The following is an 18893-nucleotide window of genomic DNA, read 5'->3' as shown; positions in this document are numbered from 1 at the left end:
ACGGCGCATTCGAGTGTGCTCCGCGTAAGGTGGTTTGAGCTTCGCAACCCAAACCTACGCCTTCCGCGCGAGATCCAACACACCCGGGTGCGCCGTCATCTCTTTGCCCCCGCCTCGCTTCCGAGTTTCCGGATGGACACTATCTAGATCGCCTACGCGAGAGGCCACTGTGATGTTTTTATCACGCGTAGGAACCTGCTCAAATCCCGCATTCAAGAAAACCGTTCTGATATCGGTCTTGAATCTGAGCTCCATGCGCCTCCGGCTGGCCTCGGCGAGGCTCAGTCTCACCCTCTTTTTCTTAGCTGGTGGCTTCTTGGTGCGCGTCATTGATCATCGTTGATGTTGTGGTCGGACCGGGGTCTACGTCCCGATCAGACTTCGTTGGTGTGCTTGCTTCGCCGAGGGGCAGTCACATTCTTGATTCGAGTCGCCATCAACTGACAATTCGCAAGCTCGCGATCTATTGCAATATACTTCATTTTCTTAAGTCGGGCCGCGATGATTGATGTACCTGTACCTGCGAATGGGTCGAGCATCACACCGCCTCTATGCCCGCTGATCTCTAGTACTCGCTTCGCGAGCAGCAACGGCAGTTCGTTCGCGCCCCTGTTCTTGTACTTAGAATGACGCACGGGGCTAAGATCATCCCAAAAATCTGAAAGATTTACTCCGTTGGCCACTTTCGCAGTATATCCGCCATAATCCTTCACGTACTCGTCGCAATGGGGGCAAGTGGCGGGCTGGATCTTCGGCCGGTTCGCCACAGACGGTGGCCCCTTCGTAAAGTATAGCAGTGCGTAATGCGCAGGGTACAGACCCTTCCCACGCATATATCCGTTCTTCATCGCGATAGCTATCCAGTGGCGAAATTCCAGCGATTCACCCAGTTCGCAGGCGAAGCGCAACGCCCATTTGGGGATGTGATATAGGTAGAGCGCACCGCCGGGCTTTAGTATCCTAGTTGCCTCTCGCAGCACATTGGTCATGTACGTGTGGTAGTCAGCATCCCCAAGGCTATCGCCCGCCTTCCCGCTCTCCCCGTAATCCTTCCCAAGGTTGAATGGGGGGTCGAGAAAAACAACGTCGATACAGCAATCCAGCAAGCCTTGCAGCGCCGTCAGTGCGTCGCCTCTCACGATGTCCCCCGCCCGAGACGTGTTTACCAGGCCCTCGGGTGCCCTCGTCCACCATTGGTTAACCTTCATTTTCCTCTCGGCGGCGATGCCAATGGATGTGGTCACGGAAGGCAGATCTCGCCTTGCGTGGCTCTGGAGTCCCTATGACTATAATGCGTGTCAACTTGTGGATCCACCCGACTCCGGGAACTGCGCCAGTGAGCTGGATTGGCGCATAGAGTTCACAGGCTGTCCAAACTGGGGAAAGACCCACGCTGGCGCCAGTAGATCCGCAGGAGCTTCCTCTGCTGCTGGACGCGGGCGGGCTCCGGCTGAAGGCGCGCTCCGGGGACTTCGCGGGCGGCCCTTCCACGAGCTGGTGGAGAACGAGACGCGGGCGCTCCAGGAGCTGCTTCCGCGGGTGCTCCAGGGGATGAACGATGCGGGGCGGCCTCCCACGCTCGCGGAGCTCACCGCACTACTACGCCAGCACCCGGACTTCCTGGTGATCGCCCGTCTCTTCATGGGTGTCTCGCAGGACCGTGCGGCCTCCGCATTCTCGCAGGCGCTCGGCTCGCGGTTGAGCTGGTCCGGCCTCCGCGTTCGGGCGAGGCAGGCTCCGGAAACGGTTTCGCAGGCGATGGAGGCGATGAAACTTCCCGATGCGATGTGGGAGCAGCTCCAGCGGCAGTGGACGGTCGGTAACGTGATCAACGAGCGCTACCGTCTCCTGCGCGGGCGCGCGATTGCCGGGCAGCAGCGAGGGAGGCAGCTCGAGGACCGCGTCCGCGCGTCGCTAAAGCGGATCGAAGTCCCCTTCGAGTACAGCGTGACCTTTGTGGGGCGCGAGGGGCAGACGGCGAAGTGCGACTTCGCCATCCCGTCGCGCGACCGCCCCAAGATCGTCATCGAGGCGAAGGGGTTCGAAGCCACGGGAAGCAAGGTCACCGACGCGCTGGGCGACATCCTCAAGATCGAGCGCGCCCGCGCGATGCACATGTACTTCTTCGTGGTGCTGGATGGAACCGGCTGGCACCACCGCCCCAACGACCTGCGCAACATCGTGCACGCGCAGAACGCCGGCCGCATCGACATGATCTACACCACCAGCCGGTTGGACGAGCTGGAGCGCGAAGTCGCGCGGATCTACGCGGGCGAGTACGGAGAGCGCACCATCTGACCGCAGCCCGCAACGGGGGCGAAGATGAGCGAACGTTTCTACTCCGATCCACGTCTCTACGACCTGCTGTTTCCGCCCGGCGAGTACGCGCGCTTCTACGCGGAGGAGGCGCGGCGCGCGGGGAGCCCGGTGCTGGAGCTGGCGTGCGGCACCGGGCAGCTCCTCGCTCCCATCGCGCAGGCCGGGACGCGCTGCGTCGGCGTGGACCTGTCGCCTGAGATGCTTGGCGCCGCCGCGGAAAGGCTGCGCCAGGCGTCCACCTCCGCCGAGCTGGTGGAGGGCGACATCCGCTCGTTCGATCTCGGCGAGTCGTTCCCGCTGATCTTCATCGCGCGCAACTCGCTGCTCCATCTACACGCCGCGGACGACCTGCTGGCCTGCTTCAGCGCCGTGCGCCGGCACCTCGCGCCGGGCGGGACGTTCATCTTCGACGTGTTCAACCCCAGCGTCCGCCTGCTCGCGCGGCCCGCGGGCACTCGCTTCGCGGTGATGGAGATCGAGCATCCCGACTACGGGTGCGTGTCCGTGGAGGCGGAGGGCGAGTACGACGCGGCCGCGCAGGTGAAGCGCGAGACGTGGTACTTCTCGGCGCCGGGCCGCCCGGACTTCTGGACGGCTCCGCTGGCCGTGCGCTGCATCTTCCCGCAGGAGCTTCCGCTGCTGCTGGAGGCGGGCGGGCTCCGGCTGGAGGCGCGCTACGGGGACTTCGCGGGAGGGCCCTTCCACGGGCGAAGCGCGCGCCAGCTATGCGTGTGCCGCGCGGCCTGATCACGGATCACTCCCGCTCTTCAGCGACTCCCTGTCTCCGGCGCCGCGGCTGCTCCACGAGGAGCTGGCAGCGGCGCCTGTGCTCGCGTGCGTCCTCCAGCAGCAGGCGGCTGGTGCGCACCACCTCGCTGATGTCGGCGACGAGCGCCGCGTCGCATGGCATGCTGGGGTACCGGCCTGACAGCGCGCGCTCCTGCAGCGTACGCGAGCGGGCGAGGTGGGTCTCGATGGATGCTTTGAGGGCTCGCGCGTGCTCGGTCGCCAGGCGCACGCGAATCAAGATGTCGTCGGCTGGGTACATCGTCCCGGGGAGTCCGTTCGAGTTCCTGCTTCCCCGGTTCCCCGGTTCCCCGGTTCCCCGGTTCCCCGGTGCGCGAAGTGGCTCCCGCACCCACCGAACCCGCAAGGCTGCACGAGCCAGCCCTCAAAGGCACCTGTTACGCCCCTGAACTCCCCTCGCGTTGACCTAACATTGTGCAGAGCTTAGATTTCGGCATCTGTACGGAATGCGCTGGAAACGCTTGCGGGAGAAGGGGATGGAAGTGGCGGCGAAGCTCTCGATCCTGGCGGATGCGGCCAAGTACGACGCGTCGTGCTCCAGCAGCGGGGCGAAGGGGAGGAGGGGGGGCGCAAAGGGGCTCGGTTCCACCGAGGGGACGGGGATCTGTCACAGCTACACGCCCGACGGCCGGTGCGTGTCGCTCCTCAAGGTGCTGCTCACGAACTACTGCATCTACGACTGCCAGTACTGCATCAACCGGCGCTCGAGCGACGTGCGCCGGGCGCGCTTCAAGGTGGACGAGCTGGTGGCGCTGGTGCTGGACTTCTACCGGCGCAACTACATTGAGGGGCTCTTCCTCAGCTCCGGGATCATCCGCACGCCGGACTACACGATGGAGCAGCTCATCGCCGTGGCGAAGACGCTGCGGCGGGAGCACGGCTTCGCGGGCTACATCCACCTGAAGACGATCCCCGACGCGTCGCCAGAGCTGCTGGACGAGGCGGGGCGCTGGGCGGACCGGCTGAGCATCAACGTGGAGCTCCCCACGCAGGAGAACCTGGACCGCCTTGCCCCCGAAAAGCAGCTCGTGCAGATCACCGGCGCCATGGGGCGGATGAAGGAGCGCATCGCCGAAGCCAAGGCGGATGCCGCCCCGCGCCGCACGCTCCCGCGCTTCGCCCCGGCCGGGCAGAGCACGCAGATGATCGTCGGCGCGACCGAGGCGACGGACACCACCATCCTGCACACCGCGTCCGAGCTGTACCGAGGGCCGGAGCTTCGGCGCGTCTACTACTCCGGCTTCTCGCCGATCCCTGATGCCGCCGCGGGGCTGCCGCTGATCGCCACGCCGCTGGTGCGCGAGCACAGGCTCTACCAGGCGGACTGGCTGATGCGCTTCTACGGCTTCGAGGCGCGCGAGCTGACCACCCCGAAGGCGCCCAACCTGGACCTCGGGCTGGACCCCAAGACCTCGTGGGCGCTCCGCAACCGCGAGCGCTTTCCCGTGGACCTGAACCTGGCCGACAGGGAGGAGCTGCTGCGCATCCCGGGGCTGGGGACGCGCAACGTGAAGCGCATCCTGGCCGCGCGCCGCTGGCACCGCATCCGCCTGGCGGACCTGGCGCGGATGCGGGTGCCGCTGAAGCGCGCCCTTCCCTTCATCATCACCGACGACCACCGGCCGCGGCTGCTCAACCCGGACGCCCTGGACCTGCGCGACCGCATCGCGCCGAAGGGGAGCCAGACGGACCTGTTCGAGACCGCCTTCGCCGCGCTTCATGGCGAGCTCTGAGCGCAGGAGAACCGCAACCGCGCCTCACACAGAGCCACAGAGACAACGGAAAGAGGGGAAGGTGATTGGAAGGAGCAGTTCCAGCCCCCTCTCTCGAGAACAGAGGGCGGAGCCCTCTCCTGTTATCGGGAGAGGGGGCAGTCGAGTGTAACGAGACGGGGGTGAGGGCAACCAAATGCGCCGCACGAGTATCGAACCTACGTTCCAGGGATGGCGCGAGGCCGCCCGCGGGCTCCTCGCCGCGGGGGTGGAGCCGCGCGACGTGCTCTGGGACGAGGCGGAGGGGGAGCAGCCCGGGCTCGATCTGGTGGACGACGCTCCCGCCGCCGCGGTCCAGGCGACCGCGCGTGTGCCTCGCGCCTTCATGGCACTCGCGGAGGCGGCGGCGTGCCACAGCGACGCGGAGCGGTGGGCGATCCTCTACCGTGTCCTCTGGCGGCTGAAGCATGGGGAGCCGCGGCTGATGGAGGTGGCGATGGACCCCGACGTCCACCGCATGCTGGCGATGGAGAAGGCCGTGCGGCGCGACGTGCACAAGACCAAGGCGTTCGTCCGCTTCCGCGCGGTGGAGGGGGAGGAGGGGACGCACTACGTGGCGTGGTTCGAGCCGGAGCACCACACGCTCGAACGCACCGCACCCTTTTTCGCCGAGCGCTTCGCCTCCATGCGCTGGTCGATCCTGACGCCGCGCCGCTGCGCGCACTGGGACGGATCGGCGCTCTGGTTCTCGGAAGGGGTGCCGCGCTCCGCCGCTCCGTCGGCCGACGCACTGGAGGATCTGTGGCGGACGTACTACGCCAGCATCTTCAACCCCGCGCGCATGAAGCCCCGAGCGATGAAGTCCGAGATGCCGCTGAAGTACTGGCGCAACCTCCCGGAAGCGGAGCTGATCCAGCCGCTGATGCGCGACGCACCGGCCCGGGTGCGGCGCATGATAGAGGAGCAGAGCAAGGCGCGCCCGCCGGAATAAGTGCCAAGTGCTAAGTGCTAAGTGCTAAGTGCTAAGTGCCAAGTGCTTAGTGCCAAGTGCTTAGTGCTTAGTGCTAAGTGCTGAACAGCGGTTCACCAGGACTTAGCACTTAGGACTCAGGACTCAGGACTTCAGTTCCTCGCCCACATCATTTCCTAACCAACAAAAGAGTTGCGTGAGGTACGAGACCGTGCTAGTAATTTAGCAGCCCACCCCACAGGACGTGGCCCCGCGTACCTGGCACCATCCCCCCAGGAGAACACCCTCGTGAAACGGTTGATCGTTCCCGCGCTGTGCGCCGGCCTCGCCGGCTGCGCCAGCGCATCGGCAAAGAGCGCCCCGCAGTCGCCGCGCCCCGCGGCCGGCACCGGCGCGCCCACCACGGCGGCCGCGCGCCCCGCCACCACGGCGGACACCACGCGCCGAGCCCCGTCCCCCTTCAAGCCTTGGGCGGAAGTGACGCGCGACGCCAACCGGCGCGCCGGCTTCTTCGACACATACGAAAAGGGCGACCAGCTGCTCCTGGCCATCCCCGCCGACCGGTTGGGGAAGGACTTCCTGATGGGGATGCAGATCAGCCAGGGGATCGGCGCGGCGGGGCTGTTCGGCGGCACCATGCTGGGGATCTTCGAGGGAGCGGTGGTGGCGCTGGAGCGGCGCGGCGACCGCGTCTTCCTGGTGCGCCGCCCCACCCGCTTCACCGCGCCTGACGGCTCGCCCGCGCTCTCGGCGGTGGGCACGTCGTTCGGCTCGTCTGTGCTGGAATCGGCCAAGGTGGAATCCGTGCGCGACGACGGCACCGTGCTGGTGAACGTGTACGACTGGATGGTCAGCGACCTTTCCGGCGTGGGCGAGCGGGTGCGCTACGGCCTGGCGAGCCCCGGCGGGCAGGGCACCCCGCCCCCGGTGTCGGTGGACAAGGCGCGCAGCTACCTGGAGTCGGTCAAGGCCTTCCCGGAGAACGTCAACATCCGCGCGAAGCTCACCTTCCGCCCCACCAACCCGTCGAACCTCCCCTCCGTGCCGGACGGGCGCTACGTCCCAGTGTCCATCGCGTACACCTTTGCCGCGCTCCCCGCGCAGCCGATGACGGTGCGCCGGGCGGACGACCGCGTGGGCTACTTCATGACCGTGCGGCGCGACTTCTCGCGCGACGACGACAACTTCTTCGTCCGCAACGTCAACCGCTGGCGCCTGGAGCCGGGCGAGCGCGTGGGCGACCGGGTGCGCCCGGTGAAGCCCATCGTCTTCTACCTGGATCCCAACATCCCGGAGGAGTACCGCCCCGCCCTCAAGGCCGGCGTGGAGGCGTGGAGCTCCGCCTTCGAGGCCGCGGGCTGGCAGGACGCCATCCGCGCCGAGATGCTCCCCGCCGGGGCCGACCCGGAGGACATCCGCTACCCCACGCTGCGCTGGAGCACCTCCGACCAGCCCGGCTACGGCGCCATCGGGCCCTCCATCGTGGACCCGCGCACGGGCGAGATCCTGGACGCGGACATCCTCTTCGAGGCAAGCATGGTGCGCGGCTTCAAGCGCGACTGGCGCACCACCGTGTCGCCAAGCGCCGCGGTGGATGAGATGTTCGCCGAGCGGGGCGCCGCCGCGCTGGGCGAGCACGCGATGCTGGCCAGCGAGCTGGGCGCGCAGGGCTCGCTTCTCCGCGCCATTCTCGCCGGCTCCGGGGAGATCGGGCCCAACGACGCGGTGCCGGCGGAGTACGTGGCGCAGGCGCTGAAGTGGGTGGCGATGCACGAAGTCGGTCACACGCTGGGCCTCCGCCACAACTTCCGCTCCTCGGCGGACACGCCGCTGGAGAAGCTGCAGGACCGCACCTGGGCCGAGACCAACGGCATCTTCAGCTCGGTGATGGAGTACCCGGGGCTCAACCTGTCGCCCCGCGGGCAGCCGCGCGGCTACGTGTACAACCCGGGCGTCGGCTCGTACGACCGCTGGGCGATCACCTACGGCTACACGCCGGACGCGGCCCGCGCGGCGCTGGTGGCGCGCGAGGCGGCGCTCCCCGGCCACGCCTACGGCACGGACGAGGACGCCGGCGGCCCCGGCGCGCTGGACCCCAACGTCAACCCGTACGACCTGAGCGGCGACCCGCTGGCGTGGGGACGCGGACGCGCGCAGCTCATCGCGGACACGTGGACGCGCCTTCCGCAGCACGTCATCACGGACAACGCGCGTTACGCCGACCTGACGGACGCGTTCAACACGCTGCTCTGGCAGTACGGCCGCGCGCTGTCGACGGGGGTGAAGTACATCGGCGGGCAGTACAGCCACCGAGACCACGTGGCGGACCCGCAGGGGCGCGCCCCGTTCGTGGCGGTGCCGCGCGCGCGGCAGCGTGAGGCGCTCACCTTTCTCACCGAGTACGGCTTCGGGCCGGGGGCGTTCGCGGTTCCGCAGGACGTGCTCTCCAAGCTCGGCGCGAACCGCTGGAGCCACTGGGGCGAGCAGACCACCGTCAACGGGCGCATCGACTACCCGTTCCACGAGCAGGTGCTCGGGATTCAGACGGCGCTGCTGAACGGCATCACCTCGCCGATGACCTTTGCCCGCATCCGCGACGCGGAGCGCAAGTTCGGCAGCGCGGCCACGCTCCCCATCCCCGAGCTGATGGACGAGCTGACGCGCGCGGTGTGGGCGGAGGCGTACGTGCCGGGCCGCAACGTCTCCTCCATGCGCCGCGACCTGCAGCGCGCCTACCTGGACCGCATGACCACCATCGTCGTGACGCCGCCGGAGCGTATGCCCGCCGACGCGCGCGCGGTCGCGCGGCTGCGGCTGACGGAGCTGCGCGGCCGCATCACCCGCTCGATCGCGGCGGGCGGCCAGGACGCCTACACCACCGCGCACCTCACCGAGGCCCGCGCCCGCATCGACAAGGCGCTCGGCGCGGGCCTGGAGGCGGAGAAGTAACCACCCGCCTCTAGCTGGGCCAGAAAGGGAGTGGCGCGTCAGGACGAGTGCCACTCCTTTTTCACGTCGGAACAGAAAAAGCATCACACGCAGAGCACAGAGGGAACTACAAGACGCAAAGAACCCCTTCTGCTGTTCTTTCTTTACCCTCTGTGTCTCTGTGTGAGGTCCATTTGAGTAACGCGCCCGATCGCCGTCCGTCACATCACACGGCGAATGGCAAGTTCAGGATTCCGTGGTTGGTGGAGGGCGGCGAGAGGCGCACGCAGCTCCATCTGCTGCAGTGGATGGGCGAGCGCTTCCTGCGAGGCCGCCCGCCGAACCCCAAGCCCGGCGACCTTCCGATGGCGCGCCCGGAGATCGCATCGCCGCGCGCGGACGGGGACGAGATACGAATCACGTGGGTGGGCCACTCGACGTTCCTGATCCAGGCGGGCTCGATCAACATCCTCACCGATCCGCACTGGAGCCTGCGTGCGTCGCCATCGCAGCGGATCGGGCCGGCGCGCTTCGTACCGCCCGCGATCGCGTGGGAGGCGCTGCCGCCCATCGACGCCGTCCTCCTGTCGCACGACCACTACGACCACCTGGACGAGGACACGGTGCGGCGCCTCCACGAGCGGTTCGGGGCGGCGCTGCGCTGGGCGACGCCGCTGAAGTACGCGGAGTGGTTCGCGCGGCTGGGCATCCGCGGGATCACGGAGCTGGACTGGTGGGACGAGGCGGAGCTGCCCGGAGGCGTGCGCGTGACCTGCGCCCCCGCGCAGCACTGGACGCGGCGCACCATGCGCGAGATGAACGACCGCCTCTGGGCCTCCTTCGCCCTGCGCCTGCCGGACGGCCGCGGGATCTACTTCGCGGGAGACAGCGGCTACTTCGGCGGGTACGGCGAGATCGCGCGCCGCGCGGGGCCCTTCGACGTTGTGCTGATGCCGGTGGGTGCCTACGACCCGCGCTGGTTCATGAAGCCGGCGCACATGAACCCCGAAGAGGCGGTGCGTGCCTACCAGGACCTCGGGGGGCGCGGCGCGTTCGTGGGGATGCACTGGGGCACCTTTCGCCTCACCGACGAGGACCCGCTCGAGCCGCCCATCCGCACCCGCGCCGCCTGGACGGCCGCCGGGCTGCCGCAGCCGGATCTGCACCTGCCGCGGCACGGCGAGACGATCCGCCTCGGCCGTGGCTCGCCATGAGCCGCGCCGGCGCTGTCCACGAGCGGTGGATTCGCGTATAATCCGCGGAGCGCCGCACGCAGCGCCGGCCGAGCCGGTGTCCCTTTCAATGGACAGGCTTGTCCCGCGGATGGGCCGCGCGAGATTCAGCGCCGTACGGACCATCCTGACAACGTGTTGCCGGCCCAGGACATAGGATGTGCTTGCGCGGTGGCACGGTGTACGCGGTCCCTCCACACGCCGCGGCGATTCCCCGCGCCGCGCTGGGCACCTCACCCCCAAGACGGAGCGGGCTCATGAGAATCGCGATGTCCCGGCTGGTCATCCCCTCACTCGCGCTCCTGGCCGCGTGCGTGCCCGCGGCCGTGCAGCAGAGCGGCCCGGCGCCGGAGAACGCCCTCACCTGTGCGCAGCAGTCGCTGCAGCGGCTGGGGTTCTCGTCGGTGGAGATGGCAAAGGACGGCAACAGCTTCTACGCCCGGCGCACGGCGGACCGCGCGTGGGTGCACCGGATCGAACACCTGGTAAACGTGAGCACCCGGTCGAACGGAACCACCATGCTTCACGTGCGCGGGGAGCGGGTGTACACCAAGTCCGGCATCGCTCCCGCGAGTCAAGCGCCGGAGAGCTACAGCCACCGCATGGAAGCGGACGACCTGCTGAAGAGCGAGATTTCGCAGGTGATCCGGGAGTGCGGCGACCCCGCACCGCACTCGCCCGCCGCCGCGCTCTAACGCCGGCGAAAGAAGGTTGCTCTGCCCCGGCGGGGTGCGCATCTATGCGACACCCCGCCGCCCTCCTCTCCCACCTCGGGAATCGTATGATCCTCCGCCGGCTCCTGGCCTTCCCCGCCCTCCTCCTTATGCTCGCCACCCCCGCCGCGGCACAGGTGCTCAGCGGCCGCGTGCTGGACGCCGCCGACGGGCAGCCCGTGCCGCAGGCGCGCATCAGCGCCGTCAACGCGGAGGGGCGCACGGTCGCACGCACCACCTCCGCGGAGAACGGCACCTTTTCGATGCAGATCCGCGTGACCGACCCGGTGCGCCTGCGCGCGGAGCGAACGGGCTACAGCCCCACCCTCACGCAGCCGGTGCAGGTGGGGATCCTGGAAACGCTGCAGGTGGACGTGCGCATGGCGGTGCAGGCGCTGTCGGTGGAGCCGCTCACCGTCGTCGGCCGCATCCAGCCGAAGCGGCGTGCATCGCTCGAGCTCTCCGGCTTCTACGACCGCGAGGCCCGGGGGCTCGGGCGATTCCTGCGGCGGGAGGAGATCGAGCGGCACTCCAACGCGGACATCACCCAGGTGCTGGACCGCCTACCCGGCACCACGCGGATCGGCTACAACATCGCCCTGGACCGCTCCTCGATGGCTGGTGCGATCTACCGGAGCCAGAAAGGCGCTGGCGGTGCCTCCCAGTGCTTGCCCCAGGTGTACCTGGACGGGAACCGGATGGCGTACGACCGCAGCGGCCTGGCCGGGATGGCGCTGCCCGAGCACCTGGAGGCGGTGGAGGTGTTCAGCGGCTCGTCGCAGATCCCGCCCCAGTACAGCGGAAGCGACTCGGCGTGCGGCGTGATCCTGCTCTGGACGCGTAAAGAGCCGTAGCGCCCTCGCGACGGCGCGCGCGAAGACAGGTGCCCGGCGCAGCTCGCCGGGCACCTGTCGCTCGCACCCCTCCGTCAGTGCGCCGTCGTCGCGCGCCCGGTGTCGCGCCCTGCCGGCGGCACCCCGCCGGGCGTGGTGGGCGACGGGTTGCTGTCCGCCGGGGTGGTGCTGGTGGTGCCGACCGGCGGGTACGCGTTGGGTACCTGCTGGCCGACGGTGGCGGAGTCCTGGCGCGTCACCGGGTCGGCGCCCGTGGCGGCGTCGGCGTCGTTGTTCTCGGGGTTGTGCTCGCCGGCGTTGTCGCAGGCGGCGAGGGCGAGCAAAGCCGCCAGGGGGAGCGCGGCGAGGATACGGGTGCGGGGCATGTCGCCTCTGCGAACGGGTTTGGGCGGACCTGGGTCGCCCGCCGGTTCAGCATCCACCGTACCACCGCGCCGCCGAAGCCGCACCGAAAGCTTGCGCGTGACCCGCCGCGGGCGAAGATTGCACCCTTCCCCGCCGCACTCCCCGACCGCATCCCCGTCCCCATGCCCAACGATTCGCCGCTCTCCGAGCGCGAGCTCGCCGCGCTCGAAGCGCTCGCCTGCGAGGCCACCCCCGGCCCCTGGGAAGCTCAGACCGTGCTGGACTTCCAGACCGGCGACGCCACCCTGGCCGTCACCCACTCCCCGCGCGATTCCGACGACCTGGTCTTCGTAGTGGAGCGCGAGGCCGAGGTGTCGCCCGCCAACCAGCGCTACATCGCCGCGCTGCATCCGGACGCCACCCTGCGCCTGCTGGGCGAGGTGCGCCGCCTCCGCGGCTTCGAGGAGCAGATCGATTCCATGCGCTCCGTGCTCCGGCACCTGGACGCCTTCCTGGAGCAGCGGGGCCTCGCCCAACAGGCCCGCCGCTTCATCGAGCTCCGCTCCCAGTCCGAGCACCTCCACCCCGTGCCCTCGCCCACCTCAGGCAACGGCAGCCTCACACAGAGCCACAGAGGGAACTGATAAGGGCACAGAGGTTGGGGGTCAGCTAGAGGATGTACCCGGAACCGGCACTCACCAGCTTTCGACTCCCAGCGCCGGCCCGGTGTCGATCTCGCGGTGAAGATTGTCTGTTGTGATTCTCGACAGGTGATCGTCCAACCGAATTTCTCGGTGCGTCAAAGGGGTAACTACGAGACGCCCTGCTCCGACGTGCAGTTAGACGGGGGCGGGCCTGGAGATCAGGCCCGCCCCGTTCGCGTACCGCCAGCCCGCGGAGCTTACATGTCGCGCAGGGCGTCGATGTTGATGACGCGCTCGGCGAGCGTCGTGAGCTGCTCGTCGGTGGCGCCCTCCTCGTCCAGCGTCTGCTGGATTAGGGTGGCGTCCTGCTCGCGGCCCAGCATGCGGGCGTACGTGCGCACGCAGCCGTAGCCGGCGATCTCGTAGTGCTCTACGCGCTGCGCGTTGGCGATCATGGCGGCGTCCAGCACGTCGGAGTCGCCCTTCTCCTTGACGGTGTCGTTGGCTTCCTTGAGGAGCCCCTCCATCCCCTTGCAGTGATGGCCGGACCCCTTCTCGTCCAGGTCGGCGAAGATCGAATCCAGCCGGCGCACGTGCTCCTCCGTCAGCGTCACGTGAGCCTCGAACGCCTGGCGCAGCTCGGGGTGCTTGGCCGCCTCCGCCATCTTGGGGAGCGCCTTCAGGATCTGGTTTTCCGCGCTGTACAGGTCGCGAAGCTGCTCCACGTACAGGTCCCGCAAAGTATTGAGCGCCATGATCTTTCTCCTTGGTCTTGAGCCTCCGTCCTTGGCATCGTGCGCAAGCGGCGGGGCGGCCCGGCTACGCACGCCCCGTGCCCATAGCCGTCGCCCGCAAGGAAAGGCGGGCGGCGGAGCAGCGCCGGACACGGGCGCGATAAATCGCGGCCCCTACGAGAGAGGGGGCAGCGAGGAACGAGCGGGGGTGAGGGCCCGCCTACACCCGCTCCAGCACCGCCCGGTGCCGCGCCGACAGCTCCCCCGGCTCCACCCACCCGCGCGCCATCGCCAGCGCCTCGTCGAGCACGGCGTGGAGGGCGGGGGTGAGGCGGCGCTGCTCGTCTTCCAGGAGCCAGGCCTCCAGCGCCGTCTCCAGCGCGCGGCGGCCCACGAGGCGGGCGCCGGGCTCGTTGCCGGCCTCGCGCAACGCCTCCGCCTTGTCGGCAAGGATGCGCGCCCAGAGCGCCACCTGCTCGGGATTGCGGATGAGCTGCGCGGCGGTGGAGGGGTCCAGCCGCGTGGCGACCCCGGCCGCCGGGCCCAGCAGCGCATCGACCGCGGCGTCGGCGTCGCGGACGGCCGCGGCGGGGTCGCCGTCCTGCCTGCGAAGGCGGATGCGGCGGATCACGTCGAACGCTTCCTCGATCATCCGCAGCAGGAAGTCCTGCCTCACAGGCGACATATCGGCTCCAGGGTGCCGTAAACACGTGAATGGTGTTAAGTTAGATGCGTCCGGCCGATCGGGCCGGCCGTCGCCGCACGCGGAACGCACCGCGGGGGCGACTCTGCGCGGAGTGGCGCCGTTGCGCCGCTCCGCTTCCCGTATTCCGATGGGTTCATGCCTTTCAACAAGCTGCAACTTCACCCGACGCTCCTGAAGGGGATCAAGGAGCTCGGGTTCACGCGCCCCACGCCCATCCAGGAGCAGGCCGTTCCGCCCGCCATGGAAGGGCGCGACGTTCTGGCGTGCGCGATGACCGGGAGCGGCAAGACGGCCGCCTTCCTTCTCCCCATCATCCAGCGACTGATGGACAAGCCCCGCGGCACCACGCGGGCGCTGATCCTTACCCCTACGCGCGAGCTGGCCGCGCAGATCCACCAGCACCTCGAGGAGCTGGCGGTGCACACGCCCGTCACCGGCGCGGCCGTCTTCGGCGGCGTGGGGATGGGGCCGCAGGAGCACGCTTTCCGCAGCGGCGTCGACATCATCATCGCCACCCCCGGTCGGCTGCTGGACCACTTCAGACAGCCGTACGCCAAGCTGAGCGGCCTGGAAGTGCTGGTGCTGGACGAGGCGGACCGCATGCTGGACATGGGCTTCCTCCCCGACATCCGGCGCGTGCTGAAGCACCTGCCCACCAGCCGGCAGACGCTCTTCTTCAGCGCCACCATGCCGGACGCGATCGCGAAGCTCTCCGGCGAGATGCTGAAGCAGCCCGCGCTCATCAACCAGGAGCGCAAGGCGGCGCCGGCGGTGGGGATCACGCAGGCCATCTACCCCGTGCAGGAATCGCTCAAGGCCGAGCTCTTTCTGGAGCTGCTGAAGCGCGACGAGATCGGCAACGTGATCGTCTTCACCCGTACCAAGCACCGGGCCAACCGGCTTGCGGACTTCCTGGAGAAGAACCGCATCCCCAACGCCAAGATCCACGGCAACCGCAGCCAGCCGCAGCGCACCGAGGCGCTGGCCGGCTTCAAGAGCGGGAAGTTCCGCGTGCTGGTGGCCACCGACATCGTGGCCCGCGGCATCGACGTGGAAGCGCTGGAGCACGTGGTGAACTTCGACGTTCCGCACGTGCCGGAAGACTACATCCACCGCGTGGGCCGCACGGCGCGCGCCGAGGCCACGGGCGACGCGTACACCTTTGTGTCGCCCGAGGAAGAGGCGGACCTGCGCGCCATCGAGCGGGCAGTCGGCAAGAAGCTGCCGCGCGTGACGGTGGCGGACTTCGACTACAACCGCAAGCCCACGGAGCGCTTCGAGGTGCCGCTCGCAGAGCGCATCGCCGAGATCCGCGCGCGCAAGTCCGAGGAGCGTGCCCGCGCCAAGGCCAAGGCCGAGCGCAAGGCGCAGAACGAGGCCGCGGGCGGTTCCAGCCGCGGCCCGCGCCGTCCCGCCGAGCCGTCGCGAGACCGTCCCCGCGCCGAGGGCCGCCCCTCCGACGGCGGCCGGCCCCGCAACGACCGCGGCGGCCAGCATCCCCGCTCCGCGGATGGTCGTGGGCAGGGGGGCGGGCGCAGCGGTGGCCGCAGCCGCTCCGGCGGGCGCCCCACCGAGGGTGCCGCCTGACCGCTTTCGAGCGGTGAGCGACAGAAGACTTGATCGCGGGGCTCTCCGGGTGCAAGTTGTACGATTGAAACGTACATCCTGCACCCGGAGGTGCATCGTGAAGAAGGTGAGCGTGTCCGAAGCGCGGGCCAACCTCTTCGACCTGGTAGAGCAGGTCACTGCCGATCCGCAGGAAGAGGTCGTGATCGAGCACCGCAGCCAGAAGGGGCGTGCGGTGCTGGTTGACGCGGGCCATTACGAGTACCTCAAGGCGGCCGCCGCCGGGCTCAGGCAGATCCGGGAGCGCCCTTTCAAGCTGAAGGGGAGCATGCAGCTGACGGTGCCGCCGGATGAGTTCGACGAGTGGTTCGAGGAGAACCGCCGGCGCTCCTCGGCAGCCGCGGACGCGAAGTTCGGCGACCTGTAGCCATGACCTCGCTCGCGGTCACGGATGCGCACGCGCTGATCTGGTACGCGCAGGACCGGCCCAGGAAGCTGGGCGGCGCCGCGCGGCGCATGTTCGAGGCGATGGAAGAAGGATCGGCGCTGATCTACGTTCCCGCTCTCGTGCTGGTGGAGGTCGGCGAGGCGACCGCCGCGGGGCGGCTGGCGCTCCCTTTCGGATTCGAGGAATGGACCGGCCGCCTGCTTTCCTCCGGGCGCTGTTTCGCGGTGGACCTCACGTGGGAGATCATCCGCCGGGCCGAGCGCCTCCGCGCCATCCCCGAGCGCGGCGACCGCCTGATCGCCGCTACGGCCGCACAGCTGGGGCACCCCCTCATCACCCGCGACCCCGCCATCGCCGCCGCTTCCGGCGTGGAGGTCATCTGGTGACACCCTCTTTCCGCGTTCTGGCATGATCCGCTCTTCACTGCTCCTCACGCTCGTGCTGGGCGCCTGCGTCTCGTTCACGCCCATCCCGCGCGAGGGGATGCTGGCGGTGCAGCAGGAGGTGTGGTGGACGCGGATGCGCGCGCTCTGCGGCGGCGCCTTCGAGGGGCGCCTCGTGGAGGGGAACGCCACGGACAGCGCCTTCGTGCGCAACCGTCTAGTGATGCGGGTGGACGACTGCCGCGTGGGGGAGATGGGTATCCGCTTCCACGTGGGCGCCGACCACTCGCGCACCTGGTTCGTGCGCCGCACGGAAGATGGCCTGAACCTGCGGCACCGCCACCTGCACGAGGACGGCACCGAGGGGTCCCCCACCAACTACGGCGGCGACACGCAGGGGCCGGGAACGGCGATCCGCCAGGAGTTCCATGCCGACAGCGCCACCGCGCGCATGCTTCCCGCGGCAGCGCGCAACGTGTGGACGATGGAGGTGATGCCGGGGCGCGCGTTTGGCTACGCGCTCCGCCGCGAGGGGACGGACCGGCGCTTCCGGGTGGAGTTCGACCTGCGCCGCCCCGCGCGCTGAGGAAACTCAGCACGCCGCCCGCGCGTATACCCTTCCCACGCAATCATCTGGGCGCGAACACGCCCGCACCGCGAGCCGAAGAACGAGATGTATGGGATCGCCGGACTGCTGACGGGGCGCACACTCGCCGGCCGCTACCGCATCGACGCGGTGGTCGGTCGCGGCGGCATGGGCGCCGTGTACCGCGCCACCGACGAGCGGCTGGGGCGCGAGGTCGCCGTGAAGGTGATCGGCACGGGCGGCGCCGACCCCGGCGACCACGCCCGCCTGCGCGCGCGCTTCCACCGCGAGGCGCGCGCGGTGGCCTCGCTGCGCCACCCCAACGTGGTGGCCGTGTACGACTTCGGCACGGACGCCGAGGTGGACCTCGACTTCCTGGTGATGGAGCTGCTGCGCGGCGAGGACCTGGCCGCGCGCCTCACCCGCACCGGTGCGCCGCCGCTGGGGGTGGCCGTGTCGATCCTGCGCCAGGCGGCGCGCGGGCTGGCCGCGGGGCACCGCGTGGGCCTGGTGCACCGCGACATCAAGCCGGGCAACCTCTTCCTGGAGGACGGCGACAGCCCGGACGAGCCGCACGTGCGCGTCCTGGACTTCGGCATCGCCAAGCTGGATGCCGACGACGGCTCCATGACGGCGCTCACCGAGTTCGGCCGCGCCCCCTTCTCCCCCGCCTACGCATCGCCCGAGCAGATGTCGGGCGAGGGCGACGTGGGCCCGGCGTCGGACGTGTTCAGCCTCGCCGCCGTCGGCTACCACCTGGCGACGGGGATGCGCCCCTTCACCTCATCCGACCCCGCCCGCGCCGCGGAGGAGGTGACCGCCGCCGTGCGCGCCCTCCCCCAGCGCGCTCCGCAGCTCCCCGGCGACCTGCACGAGGCGCTGGTGCGCGCGCTGTCGCTGTCGCCGCGCGAGCGCTTTCGCGACGCCGCTGCCTTCGCCCAGGCGCTGGGGGTGGCGCCGACCGTCGCCTCGGCGCCACGCCCCGCGACGCCGGTCTCCGCCCCCTCCGAGCCGACGCTGATGTTCGTAGCGGACGAGGAGGACTTCACGCGCCTGCAGAACGAGGCGCCGCGCCCGGCCTCCACCACGGCCCCCGCGCCGCGCGTGCCGCCGCCGGTTCCCGTCCGTCCCGCGCCGCTGCGCGCGACGGCGGTGTCGGTGGAGCCGCCCGCTCCGCCGCCGGTCCGCCCGGCGCCCGCCCACCCGGTGCGTCCGACTGCACCCGTAGCCGGGCCTGCCGCACCCGGCGCTCCGATGCTGGAGGATCGGCGCCAGCCAGGGATGATGCGGCGTTTCCTGCGCGCGCTGTGGGAGTTCTCGGTCACCTCCATCGTGCTGGGGCTCTTTGTGGGCTCCTGGGCGCTCGCCGCCTCCGGCGTGGTGGAGGAGAACCGCGCCCAGTTCCTCGGCGGTGCGGTGGCTACCGTGCTCTTCACCCCCTGGGCCGTGCACCGGCTGACGGGGCGGCGCGGGCGAGCGGGGCTGGGCGTGCTCGGCTCGGCCGCCGCCACGGGCGCCACGGTCCGCTACATCGGCCTCGACGCCGACCCCGCGATCCTCCTCGCCGCCACCTTTGGGCTCCAGGTGGTGACGTGCTTCGCGCTGTCGTGGCTGACGCGGCGGAGCGTGCGTGAGGCGGTGGCGGTGTAGGGGTGGGATAAGCACCGGCGCCGGATCGCCGGGGGATGAATCCCCCGGCTGGAACCACGGGAAGCCCACTGAAGTGGGCTCGTGAAACGCGGAATTGGACCCGGAGCTTGCGGAGGCGGACTTTGTGTGGTTCCAGCGGTGGATTCATCCGCTCCTGGACACGCATCCTGGAACGATGCCTCAGGACAGGTCCGTCGGCGCGAGTCCGCGCAGGCGGGCTTTGTGCTGTTGTTGCCGAACGCGCCGCGGGATAGCACGAACACGCGCCCCGCGCTATGCTGTCCAGTAGCCCGTCA

The 18893-nt window shown here is 69.5% G+C and carries 19 protein-coding genes; 14 read left to right on the top strand and 5 right to left on the bottom strand.

Annotation, left to right across the window (positions count from 1 at the left end; translation table 11 throughout):
* Positions 1 to 374: 374 nt before the first annotated feature.
* Positions 375 to 1244, bottom strand: coding sequence for a site-specific DNA-methyltransferase (locus tag VF584_14870; protein HEX8211452.1), 870 nt, complete (start codon positions 1242 to 1244; stop codon positions 375 to 377).
* A 253-nt stretch (positions 1245 to 1497) separates the two neighbouring features.
* On the opposite strand from VF584_14870, the gene VF584_14865 reads away from it, so the two are divergent.
* Both VF584_14865 and VF584_14860 read left to right on the top strand, forming a co-directional pair.
* A complete protein-coding gene (locus VF584_14865; GenBank protein HEX8211451.1) occupies positions 1498 to 2298 on the top strand; it encodes a DpnII family type II restriction endonuclease in 801 nt (266 codons plus the stop codon).
* Between the two features lie 24 nt (positions 2299 to 2322).
* On the top strand, positions 2323 to 3066 hold the full coding sequence (locus VF584_14860; GenBank protein HEX8211450.1) for a class I SAM-dependent methyltransferase: 744 nt from the start codon (positions 2323 to 2325) through the stop codon (positions 3064 to 3066).
* A gap of 7 nt (positions 3067 to 3073) precedes the next feature.
* On the opposite strand, the gene VF584_14855 is transcribed toward VF584_14860, so the two are convergent.
* Positions 3074 to 3367, bottom strand: coding sequence for a hypothetical protein (locus VF584_14855; protein ID HEX8211449.1), 294 nt, complete (start codon positions 3365 to 3367; stop codon positions 3074 to 3076).
* Between the two features lie 235 nt (positions 3368 to 3602).
* On the opposite strand from VF584_14855, the gene VF584_14850 reads away from it, so the two are divergent.
* The 6 genes from VF584_14850 to VF584_14825 all read left to right on the top strand — a co-directional run bounded on the left by VF584_14850 (position 3603) and on the right by VF584_14825 (position 11535).
* A complete protein-coding gene (locus VF584_14850) occupies positions 3603 to 4859 on the top strand; it encodes a putative DNA modification/repair radical SAM protein (GenBank protein ID HEX8211448.1) in 1257 nt (418 codons plus the stop codon).
* Positions 4860 to 5034: 175 nt separating this feature from the next.
* The gene (locus VF584_14845) at positions 5035 to 5829 is read left to right on the top strand and encodes a TIGR03915 family putative DNA repair protein (protein HEX8211447.1); all 795 of its coding nucleotides are present in this window, start codon (positions 5035 to 5037) and stop codon (positions 5827 to 5829) included.
* A gap of 267 nt (positions 5830 to 6096) precedes the next feature.
* Entirely contained in the window at positions 6097 to 8757 is a 2661-nt protein-coding gene (locus VF584_14840) for a zinc-dependent metalloprotease (protein ID HEX8211446.1), read from the top strand.
* A 173-nt stretch (positions 8758 to 8930) separates the two neighbouring features.
* Positions 8931 to 9950: an MBL fold metallo-hydrolase gene (locus VF584_14835; GenBank protein ID HEX8211445.1), complete on the top strand. Its 1020-nt coding sequence runs from the start codon at positions 8931 to 8933 to the stop codon at positions 9948 to 9950.
* Positions 9951 to 10225: 275 nt separating this feature from the next.
* Positions 10226 to 10663, top strand: coding sequence for a hypothetical protein (locus VF584_14830; protein HEX8211444.1), 438 nt, complete (start codon positions 10226 to 10228; stop codon positions 10661 to 10663).
* An 86-nt stretch (positions 10664 to 10749) separates the two neighbouring features.
* Positions 10750 to 11535, top strand: coding sequence for a carboxypeptidase regulatory-like domain-containing protein (locus tag VF584_14825; GenBank protein HEX8211443.1), 786 nt, complete (start codon positions 10750 to 10752; stop codon positions 11533 to 11535).
* A gap of 74 nt (positions 11536 to 11609) precedes the next feature.
* Here VF584_14825 and VF584_14820 read toward each other — a convergent pair whose 3' ends face one another.
* Positions 11610 to 11900 (bottom strand): hypothetical protein, encoded by a 291-nt coding sequence (locus tag VF584_14820; protein HEX8211442.1) that lies wholly within the window; start codon positions 11898 to 11900, stop codon positions 11610 to 11612.
* 162 nt (positions 11901 to 12062) lie between these two features.
* Between VF584_14820 and VF584_14815 the strand changes: the two genes are divergently transcribed.
* Positions 12063 to 12524, top strand: a complete 462-nt coding sequence (locus tag VF584_14815; protein ID HEX8211441.1) for a hypothetical protein — start codon at positions 12063 to 12065, stop codon at positions 12522 to 12524.
* A 257-nt stretch (positions 12525 to 12781) separates the two neighbouring features.
* On the opposite strand, the gene VF584_14810 is transcribed toward VF584_14815, so the two are convergent.
* Together VF584_14810 and VF584_14805 are read right to left on the bottom strand one after the other, a co-directional pair.
* Entirely contained in the window at positions 12782 to 13279 is a 498-nt protein-coding gene (locus VF584_14810) for a ferritin-like domain-containing protein (GenBank protein HEX8211440.1), read from the bottom strand.
* A 199-nt stretch (positions 13280 to 13478) separates the two neighbouring features.
* Complete coding sequence (locus VF584_14805) at positions 13479 to 13943, bottom strand: hypothetical protein (GenBank protein HEX8211439.1); 465 nt, start codon at positions 13941 to 13943, stop codon at positions 13479 to 13481.
* Between the two features lie 156 nt (positions 13944 to 14099).
* Between VF584_14805 and VF584_14800 the strand changes: the two genes are divergently transcribed.
* The 5 genes from VF584_14800 to VF584_14780 all read left to right on the top strand — a co-directional run bounded on the left by VF584_14800 (position 14100) and on the right by VF584_14780 (position 18597).
* On the top strand, positions 14100 to 15551 hold the full coding sequence (locus VF584_14800) for a DEAD/DEAH box helicase (protein ID HEX8211438.1): 1452 nt from the start codon (positions 14100 to 14102) through the stop codon (positions 15549 to 15551).
* Positions 15552 to 15648: 97 nt separating this feature from the next.
* Positions 15649 to 15957 carry a type II toxin-antitoxin system Phd/YefM family antitoxin gene (locus VF584_14795; protein ID HEX8211437.1) on the top strand — a complete coding sequence of 103 codons (309 nt, stop codon included), beginning with the start codon at positions 15649 to 15651 and terminating at the stop codon, positions 15955 to 15957.
* 2 nt (positions 15958 to 15959) lie between these two features.
* Entirely contained in the window at positions 15960 to 16364 is a 405-nt protein-coding gene (locus VF584_14790; GenBank protein HEX8211436.1) for a PIN domain-containing protein, read from the top strand.
* A gap of 22 nt (positions 16365 to 16386) precedes the next feature.
* Positions 16387 to 16947, top strand: a complete 561-nt coding sequence (locus VF584_14785; protein ID HEX8211435.1) for a hypothetical protein — start codon at positions 16387 to 16389, stop codon at positions 16945 to 16947.
* A gap of 87 nt (positions 16948 to 17034) precedes the next feature.
* A complete protein-coding gene (locus tag VF584_14780; GenBank protein HEX8211434.1) occupies positions 17035 to 18597 on the top strand; it encodes a serine/threonine-protein kinase in 1563 nt (520 codons plus the stop codon).
* The last annotated feature ends 296 nt before the right edge of the window (positions 18598 to 18893 follow it).

This window comes from Longimicrobium sp., assembly GCA_036389135.1.
Lineage (GTDB): Bacteria > Gemmatimonadota > Gemmatimonadetes > Longimicrobiales > Longimicrobiaceae > Longimicrobium.
The sequence above is the reverse complement of the archived record's forward strand: the minus strand, read 5'-3'. Positions and strand labels throughout refer to the sequence as shown.

Excerpts from the sequence above, each read along its gene's own strand:
- VF584_14860 (HEX8211450.1), top strand. The coding sequence starts at position 2,323 with ATGAGCGAACGTTTCTACTCCGATCCACGTCTCTACGACCTGCTGTTT.
- VF584_14855 (HEX8211449.1), bottom strand. The coding sequence starts at position 3,367 with ATGTACCCAGCCGACGACATCTTGATTCGCGTGCGCCTGGCGACCGAG.
- VF584_14850 (HEX8211448.1), top strand. The coding sequence starts at position 3,603 with ATGGAAGTGGCGGCGAAGCTCTCGATCCTGGCGGATGCGGCCAAGTAC.
- VF584_14845 (HEX8211447.1), top strand. The coding sequence starts at position 5,035 with ATGCGCCGCACGAGTATCGAACCTACGTTCCAGGGATGGCGCGAGGCC.
- VF584_14830 (HEX8211444.1), top strand. The coding sequence starts at position 10,226 with ATGAGAATCGCGATGTCCCGGCTGGTCATCCCCTCACTCGCGCTCCTG.
- VF584_14825 (HEX8211443.1), top strand. The coding sequence starts at position 10,750 with ATGATCCTCCGCCGGCTCCTGGCCTTCCCCGCCCTCCTCCTTATGCTC.
- VF584_14820 (HEX8211442.1), bottom strand. The coding sequence starts at position 11,900 with ATGCCCCGCACCCGTATCCTCGCCGCGCTCCCCCTGGCGGCTTTGCTC.
- VF584_14815 (HEX8211441.1), top strand. The coding sequence starts at position 12,063 with ATGCCCAACGATTCGCCGCTCTCCGAGCGCGAGCTCGCCGCGCTCGAA.
- VF584_14810 (HEX8211440.1), bottom strand. The coding sequence starts at position 13,279 with ATGGCGCTCAATACTTTGCGGGACCTGTACGTGGAGCAGCTTCGCGAC.
- VF584_14805 (HEX8211439.1), bottom strand. The coding sequence starts at position 13,943 with ATGTCGCCTGTGAGGCAGGACTTCCTGCTGCGGATGATCGAGGAAGCG.
- VF584_14800 (HEX8211438.1), top strand. The coding sequence starts at position 14,100 with ATGCCTTTCAACAAGCTGCAACTTCACCCGACGCTCCTGAAGGGGATC.
- VF584_14790 (HEX8211436.1), top strand. The coding sequence starts at position 15,960 with ATGACCTCGCTCGCGGTCACGGATGCGCACGCGCTGATCTGGTACGCG.
- VF584_14785 (HEX8211435.1), top strand. The coding sequence starts at position 16,387 with ATGATCCGCTCTTCACTGCTCCTCACGCTCGTGCTGGGCGCCTGCGTC.
- VF584_14780 (HEX8211434.1), top strand. The coding sequence starts at position 17,035 with ATGTATGGGATCGCCGGACTGCTGACGGGGCGCACACTCGCCGGCCGC.